Here is a 24,219-nt window from a genome sequence, read left to right as displayed (position 1 = left end):
GCCGCAAGGGCCGGGCAGGGGCGCCCGTTTCATGTCGAGCATGTCCACCAGGGTTGTTGGAGCTCAAGGAGGTGGGGGTTCGGAGCCACCGGGGCAGGGGAGCGCACGCGCGAGCGTGGCGGCCTGGCTGCTGGCACGGCTGGACACCTTCCTCTCCGAGCGGCTGCGTCATGGCTCCGCGGAGGAGCTCGGGCGAGGCCGGTTGCTGGTGGCCGCCAATGGCGTGCTGCTGTTGTGCGACGTGCTGTTCCTCCTCTATGTGCCGGTCCTGTCCTCTCCCCGGATGTTCGGGGCGGTGGGCGGAGTGTGCGCGGTGGGCTACGCGGTCTCGTTGTGGCTGCTGGGCCGGGGGAACTCCTCGCGGATTCCGGCGCTGCTGCTGTGCACGCTGCTGACGGCGAGCTTCGTGGTGTCCGCGCTGCTCGTGCGCAACGCGAGCGCGGGGACGCATGCCAGCTGCATGCTCATCCCCATGCTGGCCGTCTACCTGTTGGGGCCACGCCTGGGCTTCGTCTTCGCCGCGCTCGCCAGCCTGTGCGTGGGGCTGGTGTTGCCGCTGGCGCACCATGCGGACAGTGCCACCTGGATGCGCAGCCTCTTCGCCGCGCTCTTCATCCTGACCGGGTGGGCGTTGAGCTGGCTGCTCATCGTGGCGAGGGAGCATTCGAACCACGCGCTCGAGCGGGCGCTGCGCACGTTGAGGGACCACGAGCGCAAGCTGTCGAGCCTGTTGGAGAACACGGAGGACGTGGTGTGCTCCGTGGACACCGAGGGCCGGCTCATCGCGGCCAACCCGGCGCTCGAGGAGATGTACCGGGAGCTCATCGGCGTGGAGCTCGAGCCCGGGGCGGAGCTCTTCCCGTCCAACGCCCCGGAGTCCTTCCGTCGGCGCTGGCGGGAGTGCACCGCGCAGGTGCTCGCTGGCAAGCGCGTGCGCTTCGAGGCCTCGCCCTCTCGGCTCAAGCGGCCCCGGGTGCTGGACATCTCCGTCAACCCGGTACTGGACGCGGCGGGCCGCGTGGTGGGGATGACGGTGTTCGGCCGGGACATCACGGACCGCAAGGAGGCCGAGGCGCGGCTGGGGGAGATGCACCGCAGCCTGCTGGACGTGTCGCGCCAGGCCGGCATGGCGGAGATGGCCACCGGCGTGCTGCACAACGTGGGCAACGCGCTCAACAGCGTGAATGTCTCCGTCAACGTCCTGTCCGAGCGGCTGCACCAGTCGAGGCTGGCGAGCCTGCAGAAGGCCACGGACCTGATGGGCGAGCACACGGAGGACCTGGGGGCCTTCTTCACGGCGGACGCGCGGGGCCGGCAGCTGCCGAGCTACCTGCGGGCGCTCACCACCCAGCTCACCAGCGAGCAGGCGGAGCTGCTGGACGAGGTGCGCACGCTGCAGAAGAGCGTGGAGCACATCAAGAGCGTGGTGAGCATGCAGCAGGAGCACGCGCGCTTCTCGGGAGTGGTGGAGCGGCTGGAGGTGACGTCGCTGCTGGATGATGCGCTGCGGCTTCACGCGGTGTCCTTCGAGCGCCTGGGCATCCAGGTGAAGCGCGAGTACACCGAGGGGCCGCTGATCCGGGTGGACAGGCACAAGCTGCTTCAAATCCTGCTCAACCTGATGAGCAACGCGCGGCACGCGCTCCTGGAGAGCGGGCGGGCGGACAAGCTGCTCACCATCCGGGTGGAGCGGCCGGCCGCCGAGCGGCTGCGCATCGCGGTGGCGGACAATGGGGTGGGTATCTCCCAGGAGGACGCCCCCCGGCTGTTCACCCAGGGCTTTACCACGAAGAAGGACGGACACGGGTTCGGCCTACACATCAGCGCACTGGCGGCGGCGGAGATGGACGCGTTCCTCTCATGTTCGAGCGAAGGACGCGGCCAGGGTGCTACCTTCACGATAGATTTGCCCATCTCGGGCGAGGAGAGCAGGGCATGAGCGCCCCGACCGCAGCCAACCGCCGGATTCTCGTGGTGGACGACAACCAGGCCATCCACCAGGACTTCCGCAAGATTCTGTGCGCCCCCCCGGCCAGCACGGCGCTGGACGCCATGGAGGCCGCGCTTTTTGGAGGGGCCGCGTCCGCGCCCGTGGACGCGGGCTTCGAGGTGGACTCGGCCTACCAGGGCGAGGAGGGCATCCATCGGGTGAAGGAGGCGGTGGCGGCGGGTCGGCCGTACGCGCTGGCCTTCGTGGACATCCGCATGCCGCCGGGCATCGACGGCGTGGAGACGGCCCAGCGGCTGTGGAAGGAGGACGAGGACCTGCAGGTGGTGCTCTGCTCGGCCTACTCCGACTACTCGTGGGAGGAGATGACGCAGCGGCTGGGCATCAGCCAGCGCCTGCTGATTCTGCGCAAGCCCTTCGACAACATCGAGGTGCGGCAGCTGGCGCACGCGCTCACGGAGAAGTGGGAGCTGTTGCGTCAGAGCCACCGGCGGCTGGAGGACCTGTCGCGCGAGGTGGAGGAGTGGACGCGCGAGCTGGCGGTGGCCAACGACCGGCTGCGCAAGGAGATGGAGGACCGGGCGAAGCTGGAGGTGCGCCTGGTGCAGGCCCAGCGGCTGGAGGCGCTCGGGCGGCTGTCGGCGGGACTGGCGCACGAAATCAACAACCCCCTGAGCGTCATCATGGCGAGCGTGGGCTTCATCCGCGCGGAGCTGGATGACCAGGCGAAGGGGGGCAGGCCGGTGGACCCGGGCGAGCTGCGCGAGGTGTGCTCGGACGCGCTGATTGGCGCCGAGCGGATTCTGCGCATCGTCAATGACTTCCGGCTCTTCTCGAGGCTGGACTCGCAGACGCCGACGCGGGTGGACCTGCGCGAGGTGCTGGACCATGCGCTGTCCGGAGCCAGCTACAACCTGGGGCCCAAGGCGCAGGTGGTGCGGGACTACCAGGACGTGCCTCCCGTGCAGGGCAGCGAGCAGGGATTGGAGCAGGTCTTCCTGGGCCTGCTGAACAACGCGGGGTACGCGGTGCAGGGGGCGGCCGAGCCGCGGGTGAGTGTCAGCGCGCGTCAGCGCGAGGACGGCTGGGTGGTGGTGGAGGTGAAGGACAACGGGGTGGGCATCGCCAAGGAGCACCTGGGCCGCATTTTCGACCCGTTCTTCACCACCAAGCCGCCGGGGACGGGCACGGGCCTGGGCCTGTCCATCTGCTACGGCATCGTGTCGGGGCTCGGCGGCGCCATCGAGGTGGACAGCACGCCGGGCGAGGGCGCCACCTTCCGGGTGAAGCTGCCGAAGCTGCCGGACGTCGCGGCCTCGGCGTCGGGCCCGTAGGTTTCTTTCCATCCTCCATGCTTTGAGCTACCCCGCCGAGGCACCCCGCCTCGAGCGGGGTTTGTGTTCCTTACCCCAGGAGCTTCATGCGTCCCCTGCGCCTCTTGTCTCCGTCCCTGGCCGCGCTGCTCGCGCTCGTGGCCTGTTCCACCACTCCGCCCACGCCGGCCACTCCGCCCGCGCCCGCTCCCGAGGTGGCCGCCGCGCCCGCGCCCTCGGGCCCGGTGCCTCCGGTGGCCAGGCGTGTCCCGCACCCCGTCACCCAGCACGGGGACACGCGGCAGGACGACTACTACTGGCTGCGCGAGAAGGAGAGCCCCGAGGTGCGCGCGTACCTCGAGGCCGAGGCCGCCTACACCGCCGAGGTGATGAAGCCCACCGAGGCCCTGCGCCAGAAGCTGTACGAGGAGATGCTCGGCCGCATCCAGCAGACGGACCTGAGCGTGCCCTACCGCAAGGGGGGCTTCTTCTATTACTCGCGCACGGAGGAGGGGAAGCAGTACCCCATCCTCTGCCGGAAGAAGGGCAACCTGGAGGCGCCCGAGGAGGTGATGCTGGACCTCAACGTGCTCGCCGAGGGCCAGCCCTTCCTCGGACTGGGCGAGGCCGAGGTGAGTGACGACGGCAACCTGCTGGCGTACTCGTTGGATGGGACGGGCTTCCGCCAGTACACGCTCCAGGTGAAGGACCTGCGCACGGGCAAGCTCGGCGTGGAGCGGATGGAGAAGGTGACGTCGGTGGCGTGGGCCGCGGACAACCGCACCCTCTTCTACGTCACCGAGGACGCGACCAAGCGGCCCTCGAAGCTGTGGCGGCACGCGCTCGGCACACCGTCCTCCGAGGACGTGCTCGTGTACGAGGAGAAGGACGAGCGCTTCGTGCTGCAGGCGTACCGCTCGCGCTCGGGCGAGTACCTCTTCATCCCGTCGGAGAGCCACACCACGAGCGAGGTGCGGGTACTGCCGGCTGGCAAGCCCACGGCGGCCCCGGTGGTGGTGGCGCCGCGTGAGCAGGAGCACCAGTACTTCGTGGACCACCGGGGAGACCTCTTCTACATCCGCACCAACTCGGGAGGCCGCAACTTCCGCGTCGTCACCGCGCCGGTGAAGTCGCCGGGCCGCGCGAACTGGAAGGAGCTCATTCCCCACCGCGAGTCGGTGCTGCTGGAGCACATCGCCCTCTTCAAGAACCACCTGGTGGTGTACGAGCGCGAGGCCGGGTTGCAGCAGATTGCGCTGACGGACCTGAAGACGCGCGCCACGCACCGGATGGCCTTCCCCGAGCAGGTATACGCCGTGTACCCGGAGATGAACGAGGAGTGGGACACGAAGGTGCTGCGCATCAGCTACCAGTCGCCCGTCACGTCGCCGTCCGTCTACGACTACGACATGGCGAGCCGCGAGCGGAAGCTGCTCAAGCAGCGGCCGGTGCTGGGAGGCTATGACGCCTCGCGCTACCAGACGGAGCGGGTGATGGTGGAGGCGAAGGACGGCGCGAAGGTGCCGGTGAACCTGGTGTACCGCAAGGAGCTGAAGAAGGACGGGAGCGCGCCGCTGATGCTCAGGGGCTACGGCGCCTACGGCAACTCGGCCTTCCTGGGGTTCAACTCCAACGACGTGTCGCTGCTGGACCGGGGCGTGGTGGTGGCCGTCGCGCAGATTCGCGGCGGGAGCGACCTGGGCAAGCCGTGGCACGACGCGGGCCGCATGCGCCACAAGATGAATACCTTCACGGACTTCATCGCCGCGGCCGAGGGGCTCATCGCCCAGGGCTACACCTCGAAGGAGCGGCTGGCCATCCAGGGTGGGAGCGCGGGCGGTCTGCTGATGGGTGCGGTGACGAACCTGCGCCCGGACCTCTTCAAGGTGGTAGTGGCGCACGTGCCCTTCGTGGACGTGCTCAACACCATGTCGGACGCGAGCCTGCCGCTCACCGTGGGCGAGTTCGAGGAGTGGGGCAACCCGCAGGTGAAGGAGGACTACGAGTACATGCGGCAGTACTGCCCCTATACCAACGTCGCGGCGAAGGCCTATCCGACGATGCTGGTGAAGACGAGCTTCAATGACAGCCAGGTGATGTACTGGGAGCCGGCCAAGTGGGTGGCGAAGCTGCGCGCGCTGAAGACGGACAAGAACCCGCTGCTGTTTCAAATCAACATGAACGCAGGGCACGGCGGAGCGTCCGGACGGTATGACCGGCTGAAGGAGATCGCCTTCGATCAGGCCTTCATGCTCACGCAGCTCGGCGTGGAGCAGTAACCCCGGAGGACGCCTGACATGACCCTCACCATCCGGCCTGCTCGAACCGAGGACGCGCCCGCGCTGGGACGCATGGGCGCGGCGCTCGTCCGCCTGCACCACTCTTACGACCCCGAGCGCTTCATGACGCCCGAGGAGGACCTGGAGTCCGGCTACCGCTGGTGGCTGTCGCGGGAGCTGAAGCGCCAGGGCGCGGTGGTGCTGGTGGCGGAGCGGGACGGACGGGTGGTGGGTTACGCCTATGCCACCGTGGAAGCGCGTGACTGGAACGCGCTGCGCGACGAGCACGGCGAGCTGCATGACGTCTGGGTGGACGAGTCGGAGCGGGGGAGTGGCGTGGGCGCGCAGCTCGCCGAGGAGATGATTCGGCGGCTGCGGGCCCAGGGCGTGCCTCGCGTGATGTTGATGACGGCGGCGAAGAACGATGCGGCGCAGCGGCTCTTCGCGCGGCTCGGCTGGCGCACCACCATGGTGGAGATGACGCGCGAGCTGAAGGACTCCGAGACGGATTGAGCCTCGAAGGCGAGGGACCCTCCGGGCGCGTTTTCCCGCAACTGGTCCGATGGCAGGGTTGGTCGGAACAGCGGATTGAGCCTGAGCGGCTGGAGGGCATGGCGAATGCCCTTCTCTCTGCCAAGACTGGGGGCTTCCTCGCTCGGCCGCCACTCCCTATCTGTTCTGACCAACCCTGTGGTCGGACCAGTCGATGCGGAGTGCGCCCGGGAGGTGGGCGCTTGGGGCTCACGCCTGCCCTGGCGAGCGCCTCGGGGCGGAGCATGGCCCCGAGTGTCGTGCCGGGAAGTGGACGCTCCCGGCCCTGGCATGGCGAGCGGGAGACACGCTGCCCCGGAGTCGGAGATGCATGTCCGTGCTCGCTCCGTAGCCTCCTGTCTCCCGGGTCCGTCCTGGCCCGGGTCGACGCGGAGGCGTTCCTTGTCCCAGTCCCTGAACCGCCGCACCATCTTGAAGTGCATCGTCGCGGTGGCGGCGAGTACTGCCCTCGGTTGTCACGATGACGATGTGGACGATGGGCACGTCTACTTTCCCCAGTCGGTGGCTTCGGGAGACCCGCGCTCGAGCAGTGTGGTGCTGTGGACTCGTGCGGTGGACCCCGAGAGCCCGGACACGGAGCTTGTGCTCTCCCTCCAGGTCGCCAGGGACGAGCACTTCACGGATCGCGTGCTGGTGCTGGATGGGCTGCACGCCGCGTCCGCGCATGACCACATCCTCAAGGTGAAGGTGACGAACCTTCAGCCTCGGACCCGCTACTTCTACCGCTTCGTCCTCGAGCGGAAGGGCAAGCTTCTGGTCTCGAGGACGGGTCAGACCCGCACCGCGCCCGCCTCGGACGACGACGTGCCTGTTCGCTTCGTCGTGGCCAATTGCCAGGATTTCCGTGGGCGCTACTACAACACCTGGCATCGCCTGATGCAGCTCGACGAGGACCTCGACTTCGTCCTCTTCATCGGCGACTACATCTACGAGTCCGACTCGTCGGCCGTTCCCTCGCCCGACCCCGCTCGCAACGTGAGCTTTACCGACCCGGGCTCCGCCATGCCGCGAGACCTGGGCGGAGGGCACTCGGAGTTGGTTGCCAACTCGGTGTCCAACTATCGCGACCTCTATCGCACCTACCGCTCCGACTCCTTCCTCCAGCAGGTGCACGAGCGCTACCCCTTCATCCTCACCTGGGATGACCACGAGTTCTCCGACGACTGCTGGGACGCGCACGCCACGTACACCAACGGGCGCACCGACGAGTACGAGCCCGACCGCCGTCGCAACGCGGAGCTGGCCTTCTTCGAGTATCTGCCCATCGACACCACCGACGCGCCCCCGGGGGCCATCGACGTGGACAGCGTGCCGCGCTACCCGGATACCCGCATCTGGCGCGACTTCGCCTTCGGGAGCCTCCTGCGGCTGTTCGTCGCCGATTACCGCACCTACCGGCCGGACCATCTCATCCCCGAGGGTGCCTATCCCGCCACGGTCGCCATGGACGCGGCGGTGCTGGCCTCGCTGGGCCTCACCACCGCCTTCGCGGCGGATACCTTCGCGTACGTGAACATCGACGAGTTCCCGCCCCAGAAGGCCGTGCTGCAAGGGGCGTATGTGCAGCTCGCGGTGTCGGCCGGGTTGACGTCGGCGGATGCGGCGGCTCGGGCCGCGGCGGCCGTGACGGGCCTCCTCGCGCTGGCCTACGTCAACCCGGTGCTGGTGGCGGCGGCGCAGCCGGGGGCAGGCCCCATCGACCCTGCGGGCAAGCCGCGCGGGCTGGCCTTCGTGCACATGGGCAAGACGGACCTGTTCACCCGTGTGGGCTCGCGCTACGTCGTCATCAAGGACACCTTTGACGTGTACGCGGCCTGGCGCTACGCCACTTCCGGGCACAAGGCCGAGGACGCGCTGGGTGAGACGCAGGAGGCCGCGCTGCTGGAGTCGGCACAGGGCTCCGAGACGTGGAAGGTGGTGGTGAGCTCGGTGTCACCCACGTCGATGATCTGGGACCTGCGGGCCAAGACGGACGTCGAGCCGGCGTCGGTACGCAACCGTTACTACTACGACGTGGACCAGTGGGACGGCTTCCCCGACAAGCGGCGCGAGCTGTTCACCGCGCTGCGAGACCGCGCCGGGGGCCGGGTCCTCGTCGTCGCGGGAGACATCCATGCCTCCTTCGCGTCGGTGGAGTCCGGAGTGCCCGCGCTCACCGCGCCCGCCATCTCCTCGACGGCCGTCAAGGAGGAGGCCGGTACGGAGGTGGCGGCTGCGGGCTTCCCTCCCGGCACGGCCGTCTACCGCTACGTCGTCACGGAGATGGAGGCCACCTTCCGCGAGGCCAATCCCGGCATCGCCTTCGTGGACACCGACCGTCATGGCTTCACGGTGGTGGAGGTGGGGTCCGAGGAGGCGCGGGCCTCGTACCACCTTATCCCCAGCGCCCATATCGGGGAGGACTACGCGGACCGGCCCGAGGAGCTCGCGGGGCTCTTCTCCCGCCTCGACTTCCGGGTCCGGCCCGGTTCCATCGACGTGGCGTGAGCCTCGCTCAGGCCGCCACCAGGGCCGGTTGCTCCTGCCGCACCTCGAGCTCCGGCTCCTTCGCCGCCGCCCTCGCCGCCTTCGTCACCACGTAGATGTAGAGGCAGTCGAACAGGAAGATGGAGAGGCACAGGAAGGTGAGGAAGTTCAGCCCGCCCAGCCAGTCCTGTGTCATGCCAATCACGTAGTGGCACTCGATGGAGGTGCCCAGCGTGCCCAGCATCTTGCACCACGCCGCGGGCACCGACAGCCCACGCCCGTCCTGGTGCCGGCGCGAGAAGGCGAAGAAGATGAACGTCACGCTCATGACGAGGTTCACCATGAACGCGCCCATCAGCCCCAGCATGTCGTGGTACTGGACGTAGAAGGCATACAGGCCGAACGCCGACAGCATCGCCGTGCCGGCGACCACCCCGTAGAAGTTGCGCTGAATCTCCGGAATCGTCTGCAGCTCCCGGCCGTAGCGCAGCATCTGGTAGACGATGACCAGGTCCACGAAGAACCACACCCGGTCGAAGAAGTGCCAGAGCGGCACCGGATTGGGGATGACCCACGAGGCCAGGAACTCCCACGCCAGGTTCATGCAGATGGCCACCATCGGCAGGCCGTAGGACTTGTCCTTGAAGCTCTGCCGGATGATGAAGACGTAGGCGAGTATCCAGAAGACGCAGCCAATCTCGCCGATGATGTTGAACCACGCGAACGGGTCGAAAGGCCCACCGCGAACCTGCTCGAAGGAAAAGGTCGGATGCATGTTCAGGCCACCTTCCTGCTGGAGTCGTTCTGCCCGGCGGCGCTCTGCAACTGGGCGGCTGCCGCCAGGTTGGCGGCCTCGGTCTCGCTCCTGCGCCGGGAGTTCGCAGCCCGGGTGCCCGGCTTGATGCGCCACCGGTCCTGCAGGTGGTCCGGGATGTAGAAGGGCGTGCGCTGGCCTCCGCGCTCCACCAGCAGCATTCCCTCGACGATGTCCTTGCTGATGAAGCGCAGCAGCTTCGCCGCCAGGAAGGTGTTGTCACCCACCCAGTCCGTCACCTCGCACACGTACTTCACCGCCTGCGGGATGATGGCCGTCCAGTCCGGCTTGGGCACCTGCAGCATGTCCGCCACGTTCAGCCCCTGCCACTGGTCCTGGTCCAGGAAGAAGTGGATCATGCTCGCCGGCAGCCCATCCAGGATGTCCGGCGTGAGCGCCTGCATGCCCTCGATGAGGGCTGCCGTCATCGCCACGCCCTCCTGCGAGAACGCCACCTGCCGCTGGCGGATGAGCAGGGTGAGCTGCCGCGCCTCCTCCACGTTGGTGGGCATCAGCCGCTCGTCCACGCCGAGGATGCGTCCCACCGCCAGCCACGCGTAGAGCCACGCCTCCTGTTGCTCCGGGGTGAGGTCGATGCGCAGCGCCTTCATGCCCTCCAGCACCACGTAGGCGAACGTCATCAGCGTGCCCGCCATGTCCTCCTGGTTGATGGGCTGGCCCAGCTCCTGCGCATCCCAGGGGTGGCGCGTGTCGTGGCGGATCATGTACCGGATGGCCGCGTGCATCAGCCGCACCTTCTGCGTGGTGCGCACGCCCCGGCCGTCCGGCTCCATGCCTCCCTCGGTCATCACGTCCACCACCATCTGGGCCGTCTCGAAGACGCGCCGCACCGGACGCTTCTGCAGGAAGCCGGTGCGGTAGAGCACCTGCACTCCCTTGCGCGCCGCGTAGGACGCCGGCAGCGAGTAGAAGCCGAGGATCATCATCACCTCGGGTCCGAACAGGTCGAAGATTTCCTGGCCCTGGCGCAGCTTCTCCGGGTCCAGCTTCGGCACGGAGGCCTGCGTTCGGGCCAGGTACTCCATCACGTAGGGTGGTAGCTGGCTGGCGGGCAGGTCGTCGTTCTCGACGAGGGTCCGCATCAGCCGGTTGATGCCATCCACCTTTCCCTCGGTGAACAGTCTTTCGACGACGGCATCGGCGAGCGGATCCATCTTCGACCGCATCTCATTCAGGAAATCGTGAGTCCAAAGGCTCGACGGCATGATGTGTCGCTCCCGCGGGACGATTTGGAACGCTCCCCCCTCCCGCTGGCCTGTCATTGTAGGCGGCGCATTCCGAGATGCTGTGAAGCCCTTCACACCGCCGAGGATTTGGGTGCCGTCTCAGGTTGGGGCTGCTCGGACCGCTCCAATGCGTCGAGTGTCTGTAACGCACCCGTAGCACCCAGGCGCTCGAAGATGCGGCGGGCCCGTGTCAGGTGGATGGAGCGGGTGCCGCTGGGCGCGGGGGCGGTGCGGGCCAGCTCGTAATGGGCGAGCCCCTCGTCGGTGGGCATGCGGTAGATGCGCGCGTCGTCGATGGCCCGCTGCCACAGCAGTTGGGCGCGCTCGGTGCGGCCCTCCAGCCAGGCCTGGGTTCCCTCCAGGCGTGCAGTGCGGCTGAGGGCGGTGGGGTAGAGCCGGCTCGCCTTGCGCAGCGCCCGGATGGACGTGGCGGCCAGGGCTCGGGGCTCGGCCTCCGCGGTGTCTCCCGCGCCGCGTGACTCCTCCCAGAGCTCCAGGCACGCCTGCGCCAGCGCGGTGAGGGACGTGAGGTCGGACCACACCACCAGCGGGCGTCCGCGCAGCATGCGCAGGGCCTCGCGTGCGTGCACGACGAGCTGGGTGTTCGCTCCCGTGCGCCGCGCCACCAGCGCTGCGTTGCAGTGGTAGCGCAGCACGGCGAGCGGGTCCGCCCACGGCAGCAGCACCTCCGCCTCCCGCAACCGCTCCACCGCTTCGTCCAGCCGCGCGAGCTGCATCAGCGTGGAGGCCATCTCCGTCAGGGCCCACATCATGTTGACGGCGTTGGAGGCCTCGTTCGCCACCCGCAGCATGGACTCGCGCACGTATTGCGCCGCGCCCGGCTCGCGCGCCATCTCCAGCCCCATGCCCAGCACCTCCAGGCCCGTGCACATGGTGGCGCGGTCGTTGATGCGGCTGGCCGCGGCGATGCCCTTCTCCACCTGGTCCAGGCCCTCCTCCCAGCGCCCGAAGGTCAGCTGGTAGGCGCCATGGACGATGTCGGTGATGGGCGGGCAGGCGTCACCCGCGGCGCTCACCCGGCGGAAGTACCGGTCCGCCAGCCCGTGCATCCGGCCCAGGCCCGCCATGTAGCCCACCGCGTTGTATGCAATCGCCGCCGGCGTGTAGTCGCGCGCCGCCTCCGCGTGGTTGACGGCGGCGAAGTTGGCGGCCATGTGCTCCAGCATCCGGTCCGCGAAGAAGCTCTGCTCGGAGAGGGTGCTGAAGACGCTCGCGGCGATCGCCAGCCGCTCCCGTTCCTCGGGCGTCCCCGGCTCCGGCAGCCAGCGCCCCAGCGTCATGCGCGACGCGTGCCGCACCAGCTCCCACGCCAGCCGGCTGCCCCAGCCCACCCGTGAGGACGGCATCGACAGTCCGAGCAGTTGCAGGGCGTTCTCGCAGTGCGTCCGGCAGAGCTCCGCCTCCCCGAGGATGTAGTAAGCGTTGCCGAGCCGCGCGTTCCACCGGGCCCGGCGCAGCTCGTCCACGGGCTCGGGGCCACTCGTGGACAGCTCCAGGGCCCGCTTGAGCAGGGCGATGGTCTCCGCGTGTGCCCCTCGCGAGAAGGTGGCCTCCGCGGCCTTCTCCAGGTGCTCCAGCGCCCGCTCGGGCTCCTCCGCCATGCGCCAGTGGTGCGCCAGCAGCGGCTGGAGCTGCTCGCCCCGCTCCTCCTGCTCTCGCTCGTGAAGGAGCGCCACGGCCCGGTGCAGCTCCCGGCGCTGGGAGAAAGCCATCAGGTGGTAGGCCGCCTCCTGCACGAGCACGTGCTTGAAGGCATACATCGCGCCCCCCCGGGCGTCGTCCTCGTGCTGCACCAGGCCCAGTTGTTCCAGCGCGGCGAGCTGCTCTGGCAGCGTGGCCCGGTCCCGCTCCACCGGGTGCACGGCCCGCAGCAGCTCGAAGGAGAAGGTGCGGCCGAGCACGCTCGCCACCTTCAGGGTGAGCTGCTGCTGGGGTGTGAGCCGATCGATGCGGCTGGTGAGCAGGCCCTGGATGGTGCCGGGCAGGTCCAGGCCCATCTTCTCCATCGCGCGCCCCACCAGCCGGCACTCGTCGCGCTCGATGACGAGGTAGCCCGCGTCGCGCAGGGCGCACGCCAGCTCCTCGCTGAAGAAGGGGTGGCCCTCGGCGCGGTCTCGGATGAAGGCGGCCACCTGGGCGGGAAGGTGGCGCACGCCGAGCCGCTGGCGCACCAGCGTCTGCACGTCCTCATGCGGCATCCGCTCCAGGGGCAGGAGCACCGTGCCGGGCGCGTCGCGCACCGAGCGGTACTCGGGAGGGGCGGACTCGCCCGGAGGGCGCAGGGAGAGCACCAGCAGCAGCCGCTTCACCCGCCGCTGCACCGCCAGCGCCAGCTCCCAGGAAGACGAGTCCATCCAGTGCGCGTCCTCGAGCACCACCAGCCGCGGGCGCTCCGCCGTGGCCTCGTCGAGCAGCTGCACCAGCAGCTCGCGCGTGTTGGCGCCGCGCAGGCCCGCGGACATGTTGCGCACCACCTCGTTCTCCGGCACTTCCACCGGCAGCACCCCGCCGAGCAGCGGCGCCCAGGTCTCGCGCTCGGGCCGGGCGCGCAGCCGCTCCAGCAGGTGCGCGGTGCGGGCGGCCGCGTCCGGCAGTCCGTCCAGTCCCAGCAGCCGCGAGAGCACGGAACGCCACGCGTGCCAGGCCGAGGTGCGCTCCACCGCCGTGCCCGCGCCCAGCGCCGTGGACAGTTCCGAGGTCCGTGCCCGTTGCAGCACCTCGTCCACCAGCACGGACTTGCCGATGCCGGCCTCGCCCTCGAGGAGCACGGTGCCGCCCACGCCCCGCTCCGCCAGCGTCCGCACCAGCGATGCCAGCCGCGTGCGCTCCTGCTGGCGGCCCACCACCCGTGCTCCCCGGGCTCCGGTCTCCGTACCCGGGGTGCTCTCCTCGGGACGGAAGACTGGCACCGGGTGCGTAATCCCTTTCATCCGCAGCGGCGCGAGCGTCTCGAAGCGCAGCCGTGTGGAGGCCTGGCGCAGCGTGGTGGCATCGCACAGCACGTCATCCACCGCCGCCTGCATCAGCCGCGCGGCCAGGTTCACCGTGTGGCCCACCATCACGTATTCGCGCCGCGTGGCCCCGCCCGAGGTCCCGCAGAAGACGCGTCCCGTGGCCAGGCCCATGCTGTAGTGCACTCCCTGCGCCCTCAGCGCCACCCGCAAATCCAACGTCGTCTGTACCGCCCGCGCCGCGTCATCCTCGTGCGACAGCGGCGGCAGCCCGAAGGCCGCCACCATCACCACGCCCTTGTCATCCACCACCACCTGGTTGGCGTTGCCCTCGTAGCGGAAGAGCACCGTCTGGAGCGTGCGCACCGCGCGCTGTAGCTCCTCGGGCCGCTGGCCGGCGGCGAGCTCCCTCGCACCCAGGTTGATGAACAGCACCGTGACGGTGCGGAACTCGGACAGCCACTGGTCGTGTCCCGCCTCCAACCGGTGTGTCACCACCATGGGCAGGTAGGCGCGCAGTGCCGGCTCCAGCTCCGGCTTCGGCTCCGGCGGGCGCACGTCCGGCAGCGGTACGGGCTGCATGCCCACCAGCTTCCAGCCCGCCGTGCCCCGGGGCTCGCCCTGGGCCGTCCCCAGCAGATGCCAGGCGCTCGGGCCGAGGATGATCTCCCCCGGCTGTGCCGCGTGCTCCGCCTGGGCCATCTCCATGAGCGGCTCGCCCGAGGCCAGGAAGTCCCAGCGTCCCTTCTCTCCACCCACGTCGGACAGCCGCACCGTCCCGGCGCCAATGCCCACCTTCAGCCGCAGCCGCACTCCGTCCACCGGCTCGCTTCCGTCCAGGAGGGACTGGGCCGCCTGGGCACACCGGGACGCCAGTTTCACCGCGCGTGACAGCTCGCCAGACGGCTCCACCGGCCACAGCGCCAGCAGTGCGTCCCCGGCGAAGCGCAGCACGTCACCGCCATGGGCGCTGATGGTGTCGATGAGCCGGGAGAAACACGTGTCGAGGATGCCGCGCAGGCGCTCGGCGCCGGAAGGGCCGCTCTGCTCCAACGCCTCGGCCAGGGCGGTGAAACCCGTCAGGTCGGCGAAGAGGACCGCGCCCTGCTGCTCGCTCCAGGCTCCTTCTCGCGGGCGCGCTTCATCCTCCAGGAGGGCGCGCACCAGCGAGCCGGGCAGGAACGCCGCCAGTGCGTGCAGCCTCGAAGGGGAACTCATGCCGGGCCCACCACCACCGGGAGGGGGTAGACCGGGGCGGGAGTGCTGCCCTTCGTAGCAGATGGCTGCTGCTCCAGCCACCCTCACGACTCGTCACAGCGAGCAGGCAGGCAGGCGAGCCCGGTGGTCTCGGGGGCCCTACGCCCGCGGGCCGCGCGGTTTCCCGGTGGGGCGCGAGGGCGCTTCACGCCCCGTGCGGATGCCGTCGAGGATCACCCCCAGCATGCGGGGGAAGACCTGCTCGGCCGTCATGCCCAGCTCCGCCAGCACGTCCGGCCGCAGCACCTGGTCCACCAGGGTGAGCATCATGCGGATGACCAGGCGCGGCTCCACGTCCGCGCGGACGGCGCCGGCCTTCACTCCCTCGGCGAAGAGCTGGCCGAAGCGGGTCTGCACCGACTCGCGCCGCAGCTCCAGCAGCCGCTGCCACAGCGCGGGAGCGTCCCGCTGCAGGTCCCTCAACACCACGGCAGCGCGCCCATAGCGGCCCGCCAACACCTTCGCGAAGCCCTGGATGCGCTCGCCGAAGTCCAGCCGCTCGTTCTTCAGGATGGACGAGAGCTCCTCGCCGAGCTGGGAGATGCTGGAGGCGATGGCCGCCTCGCCCAGCGCCTCCTTGCTGGAGAAGTGACGGTAGAGCGTCTTCTTGCTCATCCGCAGCTCGGTGGCGATCTCATCCATCGTCACCCGCGAGTAGCCGTGGGTGAAGAAGAACTCCACCGCCTTCTCCAGGATGCGAGCGCGCGCATCGTCCGCTTCCGTCATGCGAGGGCTCCGTGACGCGGCCCTTCATACACCAGCTGCGCGCCGCCCTCGGGGCCCAGCGCGATGTTGCGGCGCACCGGGCGCTCGGGCGTGTCGCTCGCGAGCGAGAAGCGGTGCGCGGCCAGCAGCGTGCCCAGGGCGATGCGCATCTCGTACTGTGCGAAGGCCGCTCCAATGCAGCGCCGCGCTCCGCCACCGAAGGGCAGGTACTCGAAGGGCGAGAACTTGCGCTCGAGGAAGCGCTCGGGACGGAAGCGCTCGGGCTCGGGGTAGAGCGCCGGGTCGAGGTGCACCACGCAGATGGCGGCCATGATACCGGTGCCCGCGGGCAGCTCGTGTCCGCGCAGGGTGAAGGGGGCCACGGTGCGGCGGCCCACCACCGCGAGGACGGGGTGCAGGCGCAGGGCCTCGTCGCACACCGCGCCCAGGTACGGCAGCTTCACGAGCGCCTCCGGCTCGGGCAGCGCGCCGAGCGGGGCCAGCTCCTCCACCAGCCGCTGGAGCGTCTCGGGGTGGTGGTGCAGGTGGTGCAGCGCCCAGGCCAGGCCAATGGCCGTGGTCTCATGGCCGGCGAGCAGCAGGGTGCGCAGCTCGTCCTTGAGCTCCGCGTCCGTCATGGGCTGGCCTTCCTCGTCCCGCGCGTTGAGCAGCAGGCTGAGGATGTCGATGTGGCCCTCCTCGTGCCCGCGCCGGGTGGCGAGCTCCTCCGAGAGGAGTTGGTCCAGCTCCGCCACGTGGCGCTGGAAGCGCGCCCAGGGCCCCACGCCGCCGAACGAGCGCCGCAGGGGCGTCGCCGCCATCAGCAGGGGCGTGTAGGACTCGATATAGGCCGTCAGCACCTCGCGGTAGCGCCGCATGCGCTCGGGCTCATCGATGCCGAAGATGGCGCGGATGATGACATCCAGGGAGATGGACTGGGTGACGTCCTGCGCGCGGAAGGTGCCGCCGGGGCGCAGACTTTCGGCGGCGCGCAGGGTGATGTCGCGCATCAGCAGCCCGTAGGCGCGCATGCGCTCGCCGTGGAAGGGAGGCATGAGCAGCTTGCGCTCCCGCTTGTGGCGCTGCCCGCCCATGAGGAGCAGCGAATTCTCCCCCAGGGCGGGTGCGAGGACGAGGTGGCCCAGCGGCTCGAAGAGGGCCGGGTCCGCGCTGAAGATGTCGCGGATGCCCTCGGGGTCTCCGGTGACGACCACATCGCCCACCGGCAGCGGCGCGGTGAAGGGGTCTCCATAGCGCGTGCGGCAGTCGGTGAAGAAAGCCGAGGCGTCCTTGAGGAAGCGGAACGTCTGCAAGGGCTTGAGGTAGCGGGGCCCAGGCGGCAGCGGCAGGGTGGACATGGCACGTCCTCTCGGGGATGCGAGCGGCGGAAACTGAGGAAACTCTAAGCGTTTCCAGAGTTTCCTGCAACCCGAGCTCGAGGGTGCACGCAGTGAGAGGAGGCTGGCTGTTGGCTTGCGCCGGAGTGCCTGGTTCTAGCGCTCGTGTGATTCGGGTCCGCGCACCCGGGCCACCTGCCTCGTGTGGGCGATGGCCTCCAGGTTCTCGTCGCGGAGGGGATTCCGGCGGCGCAGGGCCTTCGTCTTGCGCTCGGCATCGTCGAGCATGGCCCAGGCCTCACGGGCTCTTTCCGGGAACAGGTCCAGGGACTGGACGTAGAGGCAGGCCGCGTGCACGCGATCGTCCGAATCGAAGAGGCCCACCCGCTGGAACCGGCGCAGCACGCGTCCGAACTCCTTCCAGGGAAGGCCGAAGGCGAAGGCTTCGGTGAACAGGGTTCGGGAGGTGCGCGCCCGGATGAGCCTGCGCTCGGTCTCCGTGCGGGCTTCGCGCAGGAACTGTTTCTCCTGGACCAGGAGCGCGCGCTCGAGCTCAGGGAAGGGTGCCCTGGCCTTGAATAGCTCCTGAAGGAGTTGGTCCCTCCGCGACGCGACCGAGCGCCACCATGCCTGCCGTTTACGACTCATGCTCATGTTCCCCGGCAGATCTTGCCATTGACCCGAGCGGGCCAGAAGCCTCTCCGGTAGCAGTAGTCATAGCAAGCCAGGCATTGGGTCTCGTTGTACTTACGTCCTGGCGTGCCGCCGCGTGCCTGGATGCATCGGTCGTAGTAGTCCCTGCACAGGTCGCGTCTTCGCCGCCGCTCATCTTCTGTGGGAACCCGGTCCTCTGATTCATCCGAATCGGACGCGTCGGGCGAGGCACTTTCCGATACCTCTTGGGTGGGCACCTCCGTGTTTGCTTCGCTCGTTGTGGGAGGAACCACTCGGATGACAGGAGGCGAGACCGGAACGACTGTCTCTTCGCCGGCCATCGTGGCGCAGTAGGCGGGGTTCTCGCGGCATGCGTTCGTGGCCGAGTCCAGACTCTGCTCGTAACGAGCCCGAGACTGCGTTGGCTCCTGCGGCGCCGAGGGCTGCACTGTTGCGCATGCGAACAGGAGCGGGCACCACGAGACCACCATCCAAAGGACCGGGCTCCCACGCATTCTCAGACCTCCATGAGGAGAGTCTAGAGGCCTTGGGAGTCGGAGGGTGGATTGACCGGCCGATGCGTTCGACTCGTGACTGTTGATCGGACCGGGGACCTCAGCCGGCGAAGGGCGATGTGGCTCAGGAGCGCCGCCGCGAGCGGGGGCACGACGGCACATGGAATCGCGTGCCCCATCCCGCGGGCTGAAGTCGACCTGCCGGAGGGGGCTTCCGTGTGCCGGGGCAGCAGACCTCAGGGGCACGCCCAGACGCCGGCGAAGCAGGAACACGAATAGGTGTTCCCGAACGCGCAGCAGTTCGTCTTCAAACCGCTCTTGGGGCACTGGGTCAGGTCGAGTTGCTCGCAAGCCGGCGTTCCGGAGGAGCAGAGCGCGGACTCCACGGAGGCCGTCGCGGGCTCCTCGGACTGAACCTCGATGTCGGACCCTCCACAGCCCAGGAGGGAGACACTGAACAGGACCGCTACCGCAAAGAAGGAACGCTTCACGGGACACCTCGAGTGGATTGAGTGAGACGGCGCACCTTAACCTGGGGAAGGTGTCAAACGGTTCCTACTTCGACCTTACCCATTTTTTTGAGGGGCTCCTCCGAGGGGAATCGGACTGTAGGTGAGAAGGAGCGAGGGGGCCTGCGCCTTCGGACATCACCACCTGTACCTCAGTGGCTGATGGTAGCGGCGCAGGGCGCCCTTCGCTGCGCGGGGCACATCGCGACGTCCTCTCGATTTAACGACCGCTGTGCGGCGGGGATATCATCTCGGCCGTGTCCATCGGCTCTAAAAGGCGGCGAGATCGCAAGCGGAAGCGCGAGGAGAAGCATGCCCGTAGTCGTGCTGCTCAGGCAGTGGCGGATCGGAACCACGGAGTAGTCCAAGTACGTGGGCCGCCTCTTCATCAGCAGAGGCAAGTGCAGAACTTCACGACCGCCAAGGCCGAGGACAACCAGGTTCTGGTGCAACGCCTCCAATCCATAGTCGCTGACCTTGAGCGGCATGGCCTGCGCATCAACAAGGCTGGGAGGATCCACCAGTACATACGGGACCTTGAGCAGTTCGAGGCCCGAACGAGCCCCTTACAGGACCCGGTCGAGATAGAGAGGCTCGCGGCAGCAAGGATGGACGGGGGGCTGCTTGCAGACACGTTCGAGGCGCTAAACAGGCCGCCTGAGGTCCCGAACTGGCGGGCGCCGCATTTCGAGTTGGCTCTGAAAGGCGGGGTCGTTGCTGGAGGAGAAGACGACCGGCCACGAGCGAAGCTCTTAGAACTGTACGTCGCCGCTGTCGCGAAGAACGCTGGCTACGGGGTCGAACTTGAAGAGCCGGACGTGCTGCTGACGGTTGGTGGGGCCAAGTACGGCTGTGCCGCCAAGCGGCCTCGGTCAGTCCGCAGGCTCCAAGAGCGAATCGAGGAAGGCGTCGGGCAGATTGCCGGTCAGGACCTAGACGGATTCCTAATCGTTGACCTCACGTTGGCCCTGGGTCTTCATGAGGGCCTGTACCAGATCGAGAACCTCGAAGAGTACGAGAACGTTAGCCGGACGCTGTTTCAACGAGTGGCTGAGCTGAGCGCGAACGGCGAAGTGGACCGGTGGGTCAGGAACCACTCCGCAGGCCACCGGGTCTTCGGTGTCGGGGCTGTTGCCTTTGCGACCGTGTATGTGCGCTCGACTCGGAAGATTATGAACATACGCCGTTGGATTTGCGATGGCATCCGTACCTCGGACAACGACTCCAAAGTGGCGTTCTTCCACGAGTTCGTGACGCGGTTGCGATAGTCGTTCTTAAGACCTCCGTGGTCGTACTCTCGTAATGGCTCGCCGCGCGCCGTCTGGACGGGGCGGGATGAATTCGCCGGACGATGACAGCAAGGAGTGGCGGCGTCAGTCGGAGCTGGCCGGGAGCGTGACAGTGTCGGGGTTCTCGATGGTGGTAAGCGCGGCGCGCAGCAGGTAGAGCCTCGGGTTCTCACCGCGCAGGCGGGCTGTTGTAGCCTGTCCTACGAGAAAGCCCTGCGCATCTGCCGGAGCCATTGCTCGGTGTCGTGTCGGGATCTTTCTAACAGCTACAGGCCTCCGATGCGACGGGCGCCGCATCGCCAGTCCTCCGTCCGCAGCGGTGGACTACGGCGTCCAACTCGCGGACGTCAACCGGCTCAACCTTGTCCTCTCGCCTGTGGTGGGCCTGAGGTGGGCGGCGGGAGACCAGTGGAGCGTCGCCGTCACCCCTCGCGCGCAGTTTCTCCTTGGGGCGGACCCCACCATGGCCCTCGTCGTGCTGGTGACGCTCAGTTGGATTTGGTACCTGTAGGCCTTCGCCCTTGCGGCACGCCCGTTGAGGGCGGCAGAGGCAACAACGAATCGGACCATGCGCAACTCCTGCGGAAAGACCAAAGCCCGGGTCCTTTCGGAACCCGGGCCCTGGTCACTTCCGCCTTAAAGCTCCTAACAAAAGTAAGGTTCGAGAGCGGGCGGTAGGGTGGACGAATGAGTGCGCCATGAACACCGTGGCGCATGGCCCGCGAACTGGTACCGGACGCATTGTGGGAGCGACTGGCTCCGCTGCTTCCAGTCCCCAAGAAGAAGAAGAAGCCTGGTCGGCCACGCGCCGATGACAGGGTCGCGTTAGAGGCCATCATTTTTGTACTCAGGACGGGTATCCCCTGGGAGATGCTTCCGCAGAAGCAGTTCGGACTGTCGGGAATGACAGCCTGGAGGCGACTGGAACAGTGGACGCAGGCTGGAGTGTTCGAGAAGCTCCAACGTACCCTGCTCGATGAATTGGGGGAGAAGGGCTTGGTGGATTTCAGCCGCACCTCGATCGATTCCTCGACGGTCCGAGCTTCAAAGGGGGGTCCATACGGGCAAGAACCCGACGGACAGAGCGAAGGCGGGTAGCAAGCATCATCTTCTCGTCGACAGAAAGGGCTTGCCGCTGGCCGAGAGCCTGACGGGAGCCAACGTTCATGACATCCACGAACTGTTCCCCCTGCTGGACGCCATTCCGGATGTGAAGCAGCCTCGCGGTCCTCCGCGCCACCGGCCCGCCAAGTTGCACGCCGACAAGGCGTACTCTTCTCGAAGAAACCGACAGGAACTGCGCCGACGAGGCATCGTTCCGCGCATTGCACGGCCGGGAATCGAATCGAAGCAGCGATTGGGACGGCATCGCTGGGTGGTAGAGCGGACGAACGACTGGAAGAACCAGAAGCGACGCCTGCGCGTGCGCGACGAGCGGCGGGACGACATTTACTTCAGCCTCCTCGTTTTGGGCTGCTGTCTGATGCTTTTCCGCCGCCTTCAAACCTGACTTTTGTTAGGAGCTTTCAACTCCCAGCAGTGCGCCGGAGCTGCTCCAGGATGGCCGGGATCTGCGCGTGGTCACTATAGGGAATGACTCGGACATTGTACTCGCGCTCGTAACGGTCTCGGTCATTGTCACTTGGGTCCTTCATCACCGCATAGTGGCGACGAGAAGCGGATTTGAAGGCGTCGGCATTACCCTTGAGTGCCAGATCAAGATCCAATGGATCATTCAACCCATAGCCAATGAAGAGGAACGTGTAGCGCTGAAGCAGATGGTCCAGCACCTTCTGGTACGAAGTATTAGAGTGGGCTTCGTGGTACTCGCGTTCGGTCATGACCACGCTGTCGTAATGCTCCGCCGTTCCGTGGACCTTGAGCAGAATGTTACGCTCGGACTCCAGATCCCTGAGTGTCTTGTCGGAGTCCTTCCAGGTATAGACGTACCTGCGAGGTGTTCCTCCAGCGTCTTCAATGAGGGAGTCGTAATTCGTAGTCAGGATTGCGCGGACGCCCAATCGGGCTACGGCCTGATGTGCTGATCCTGGGGCAATGTCCGAGGGACGGAAAATGGCGTCGATGGCCTTCGGATAGTCGCTTCCCAAGGCAGTACGCAGGGCGCCAAGCTGCGCGAGCATGAGCTCAAGCTGCATGCGTCTCTTGAACAAATTGCGCCAGTGCTGGATCGTCGGCTCGTCGAGAGTGCCAAGATGCCCACAGACGTCTAGTAGCCGCTCGGGAATTTGCGTCCACGTTGGCAAGCCACCCTTCACGTCGTGACCCAGTGAGAGGCCGGAGCCGATGAACAGCGCGAGCGTGTTGGAGCGATAGGCCTCGAGAACAGGCTTTGGCAGGGACACACCGGGGAGGGCTGACGGAACGGGCGAAGCGTGCGCCACCTTCGGAGCCACACCAGTTGCCGGTGCTGCTTTGTCAGGCTCTACATGTGCAGCGAAGAGCTGAATCGAGGCCCAGTCGTGCTTGCTCGTATGGAGCAGTGCGGTCCTTACGGCAGCCAACGCCGGTTGCACGGAGTCACTCCCGTCCCATGTTCTATAGAAGGACTCGGTAAACTGGATTGAGCCCTTCACGGACAGAGGCAGGCGGGAGGCAAGCACTGCTCGCACGCCGATGCGATGAGTTGCTTGCGCCACGCTTCCAAGAACGTTGCCCGGCGGGCCCGTGTGGCCGCTGTGGCAGGCGCACAGAACCACCAGCCGTATCGAGTCCGTGTAGGGGCGCAGCAATCTGGTGAACTTTTCTGAGTCGATGTGCGCCCCCTCGCCTCCCATGGACGACTCATCCCAGAGCAGCCCATAGTTGCCGCTTGCATCCTGGACTCCGTGACACAGGAGGTGGATTGCCGTGAAGGGCCGCCCTTCCCCAACGGCCCGGTGGAGCGCGTCCTGCATTGCAGAAGCCGAGAGTCGAGGGATGGTGTCATGCTGCGCATCGAACTCGAACGCGCCGCGGAGCGCTGCTTCTTCGAGAGCGTGCAGGTGCGCGATGGCTGGAGTCAAACCACCCGCGCTGGACCAGCCAAACAGAAGCCGACTTGGCTTCAACCTGGGAACGGTAGCGGTGGGCGCGACAGAGACCCCTGGCCACTCATAGTGGATGATGCACCATGGCACCTCACCCAGGTACTCTCCTGTGGACGGGAGAGCGACCAATTCCCATGGCAGACTATAGAGTTCGGCGGCGCCGAACCGGAAGACCAGATGGAGAGGCCGACCTTCCTCCTTCGCTTGGCGGATGGCTACTTCAAGAGCGCCCCATCCTTCAGTCGCGGGCATGCCAGCCTGCAAGAAGCGAAGGAGCTTCTTCCCGAGGCGCCGTACCACCTCGGATTGCGCCCGCACCTGCTGGAGCTGCATCAGTGCTGACAGCACCTCGTCATCCCATGGGAACTCCGCATTCCCATAGGCGTGGTTGCCGACGAACACGTAGTCCTGCCGCTCGTAGGCGAAGGCGTACGCGTTGCCAGCATCCTTGGCGCGGACGATCTCGATAGTCCAGGTTCGTGGTGTCTTCAACAGTGGCTCCCCACCATGCAGTGTAACTCAACGGAGCGCGCACTTACCGGACAAGCCTCACGCCTTCGTGCTACCGCCCCCACCCAGCGAGTAGAACGCGAATGCCCGTACCCACCACTTCGTCCCGACCACCTGCGTTATCGTCCGAGTTACGCAGGTCCAGCAACTCCGGACGTAGGCCTCGCTTCCGCGCCGCTAGCAGTAGCCCGCTGACCACCGCCGCGCCGCAGACGCTCCCCGCATCCAGCGGCCCCTTCAGCATGAGTTCCCGCTCCGCCGTCTCGTGGTCCACCTCCCGCGCCTTCTCGTAAGGCAGGTCGTGCGACAGGTCCGACGAGACGACAGGCAGCACGTCTGGCACCCAAAGCGCGTCGAGCACCTCCGCCGCCTCCTCGCCGCGCGCGCTGCCCACCACCAGCGGTAGCACTGTGAACCTCCCAGCACGCGCTTGAGGAACGGCAATAGGCGTACTTGACGGCCCCCGGTAGGGTGCCAGCGATTTTGGAGCACCTGGGACCGCCTACGCTGCCTGCTCAGCTGGCCCCGAGAACCTCTCCTCCACCCAGCGGTCAATGCACTTGTGCCTGGCACCAAGGATGCGGCGGCGCATAGGCGGAAGAGAGGCCGTGTAGAGGGTGAGGGATGGAGGGGAGGGGATGAGGAGGGCCGATGAAGGGGGCCGCCCGAGCAGAGCTCCAGGCCGGTGCCCGCCCGGTGTCAGAGAATTCGTACAGCGCATCGCAACCGCGGAGCGCCTCCTTGCACTGGAGGAGGGCCGACTCGTTGCCAGTGATGCCCTCCTCGATAAGCGGCAGGCCCCGAA

The 24,219-nt window shown here is 67.5% G+C and carries 16 protein-coding genes; 7 read left to right on the top strand and 9 right to left on the bottom strand.

Features of this window, described 5'->3' with window-relative positions:
• Nucleotides 1-115: 115 nt before the first annotated feature.
• The 5 genes from DAT35_RS08470 to DAT35_RS08450 all read left to right on the top strand — a co-directional run bounded on the left by DAT35_RS08470 (nucleotide 116) and on the right by DAT35_RS08450 (nucleotide 8,579).
• A complete protein-coding gene (locus DAT35_RS08470; protein ID WP_233261361.1) occupies nucleotides 116-1,939 on the top strand; it encodes an ATP-binding protein in 1,824 nt (607 codons plus the stop codon).
• Nucleotides 1,936-3,282 (top strand): ATP-binding protein, encoded by a 1,347-nt coding sequence (locus DAT35_RS08465; protein ID WP_108066367.1) that lies wholly within the window; start codon nucleotides 1,936-1,938, stop codon nucleotides 3,280-3,282. Before DAT35_RS08470 ends, DAT35_RS08465 begins: the two co-directional genes overlap by 4 nt.
• A gap of 86 nt (nucleotides 3,283-3,368) precedes the next feature.
• Nucleotides 3,369-5,540 carry a S9 family peptidase gene (locus DAT35_RS08460; protein WP_108066366.1) on the top strand — a complete coding sequence of 724 codons (2,172 nt, stop codon included), beginning with the start codon at nucleotides 3,369-3,371 and terminating at the stop codon, nucleotides 5,538-5,540.
• 18 nt (nucleotides 5,541-5,558) lie between these two features.
• Complete coding sequence (locus tag DAT35_RS08455) at nucleotides 5,559-6,053, top strand: GNAT family N-acetyltransferase (protein WP_108066365.1); 495 nt, start codon at nucleotides 5,559-5,561, stop codon at nucleotides 6,051-6,053.
• 420 nt (nucleotides 6,054-6,473) lie between these two features.
• Nucleotides 6,474-8,579, top strand: a complete 2,106-nt coding sequence (locus DAT35_RS08450) for an alkaline phosphatase (RefSeq protein ID WP_233261360.1) — start codon at nucleotides 6,474-6,476, stop codon at nucleotides 8,577-8,579.
• 7 nt (nucleotides 8,580-8,586) lie between these two features.
• On the opposite strand, the gene DAT35_RS08445 is transcribed toward DAT35_RS08450, so the two are convergent.
• From DAT35_RS08445 to DAT35_RS58850, 7 genes are all read right to left on the bottom strand, one after another.
• A complete protein-coding gene (locus DAT35_RS08445) occupies nucleotides 8,587-9,333 on the bottom strand; it encodes a hypothetical protein (protein WP_108066363.1) in 747 nt (248 codons plus the stop codon).
• Between the two features lie 2 nt (nucleotides 9,334-9,335).
• Entirely contained in the window at nucleotides 9,336-10,598 is a 1,263-nt protein-coding gene (locus DAT35_RS08440; RefSeq protein ID WP_158501607.1) for an oxygenase MpaB family protein, read from the bottom strand.
• 92 nt (nucleotides 10,599-10,690) lie between these two features.
• On the bottom strand, nucleotides 10,691-14,809 hold the full coding sequence (locus tag DAT35_RS08435) for an adenylate/guanylate cyclase domain-containing protein (protein WP_108066361.1): 4,119 nt from the start codon (nucleotides 14,807-14,809) through the stop codon (nucleotides 10,691-10,693).
• Nucleotides 14,810-14,947: 138 nt separating this feature from the next.
• Nucleotides 14,948-15,574 (bottom strand): TetR/AcrR family transcriptional regulator, encoded by a 627-nt coding sequence (locus DAT35_RS08430; protein ID WP_108066360.1) that lies wholly within the window; start codon nucleotides 15,572-15,574, stop codon nucleotides 14,948-14,950.
• Nucleotides 15,571-16,911, bottom strand: a complete 1,341-nt coding sequence (locus DAT35_RS08425; RefSeq protein WP_108066359.1) for a cytochrome P450 — start codon at nucleotides 16,909-16,911, stop codon at nucleotides 15,571-15,573. Before DAT35_RS08425 ends, DAT35_RS08430 begins: the two co-directional genes overlap by 4 nt.
• A 135-nt stretch (nucleotides 16,912-17,046) precedes the next feature.
• Nucleotides 17,047-17,538, bottom strand: coding sequence for a hypothetical protein (locus DAT35_RS08420; RefSeq protein WP_233261359.1), 492 nt, complete (start codon nucleotides 17,536-17,538; stop codon nucleotides 17,047-17,049).
• 757 nt (nucleotides 17,539-18,295) lie between these two features.
• Entirely contained in the window at nucleotides 18,296-18,550 is a 255-nt protein-coding gene (locus DAT35_RS58850; RefSeq protein WP_108066358.1) for a hypothetical protein, read from the bottom strand.
• A gap of 419 nt (nucleotides 18,551-18,969) precedes the next feature.
• On the opposite strand from DAT35_RS58850, the gene DAT35_RS08410 reads away from it, so the two are divergent.
• Together DAT35_RS08410 and DAT35_RS08400 are read left to right on the top strand one after the other, a co-directional pair.
• Nucleotides 18,970-19,836 carry a hypothetical protein gene (locus DAT35_RS08410; RefSeq protein WP_108066357.1) on the top strand — a complete coding sequence of 289 codons (867 nt, stop codon included), beginning with the start codon at nucleotides 18,970-18,972 and terminating at the stop codon, nucleotides 19,834-19,836.
• 735 nt (nucleotides 19,837-20,571) lie between these two features.
• Nucleotides 20,572-21,367 (top strand): IS5 family transposase gene (locus tag DAT35_RS08400; protein WP_199242838.1). Its coding sequence is split into 2 segments (ribosomal slippage): nucleotides 20,572-20,900 and nucleotides 20,899-21,367, totalling 798 coding nucleotides; the frame shifts between segments, so codons are not numbered across the junction.
• 16 nt (nucleotides 21,368-21,383) lie between these two features.
• Here DAT35_RS08400 and DAT35_RS08395 read toward each other — a convergent pair.
• Both DAT35_RS08395 and amrB read right to left on the bottom strand, forming a co-directional pair.
• Entirely contained in the window at nucleotides 21,384-23,396 is a 2,013-nt protein-coding gene (locus tag DAT35_RS08395; RefSeq protein ID WP_108066354.1) for an SIR2 family protein, read from the bottom strand.
• A gap of 70 nt (nucleotides 23,397-23,466) precedes the next feature.
• The gene (amrB, locus tag DAT35_RS08390) at nucleotides 23,467-23,859 is read right to left on the bottom strand and encodes an AmmeMemoRadiSam system protein B (RefSeq protein WP_255415154.1); all 393 of its coding nucleotides are present in this window, start codon (nucleotides 23,857-23,859) and stop codon (nucleotides 23,467-23,469) included.
• Nucleotides 23,860-24,219: the final 360 nt, after the last annotated feature.

The sequence above is a fragment of the Vitiosangium sp. GDMCC 1.1324 genome, from assembly GCF_003044305.1.
GTDB lineage: Bacteria > Myxococcota > Myxococcia > Myxococcales > Myxococcaceae > Archangium.
The sequence above is the reverse complement of the archived record's forward strand: the minus strand, read 5'-3'. Positions and strand labels throughout refer to the sequence as shown.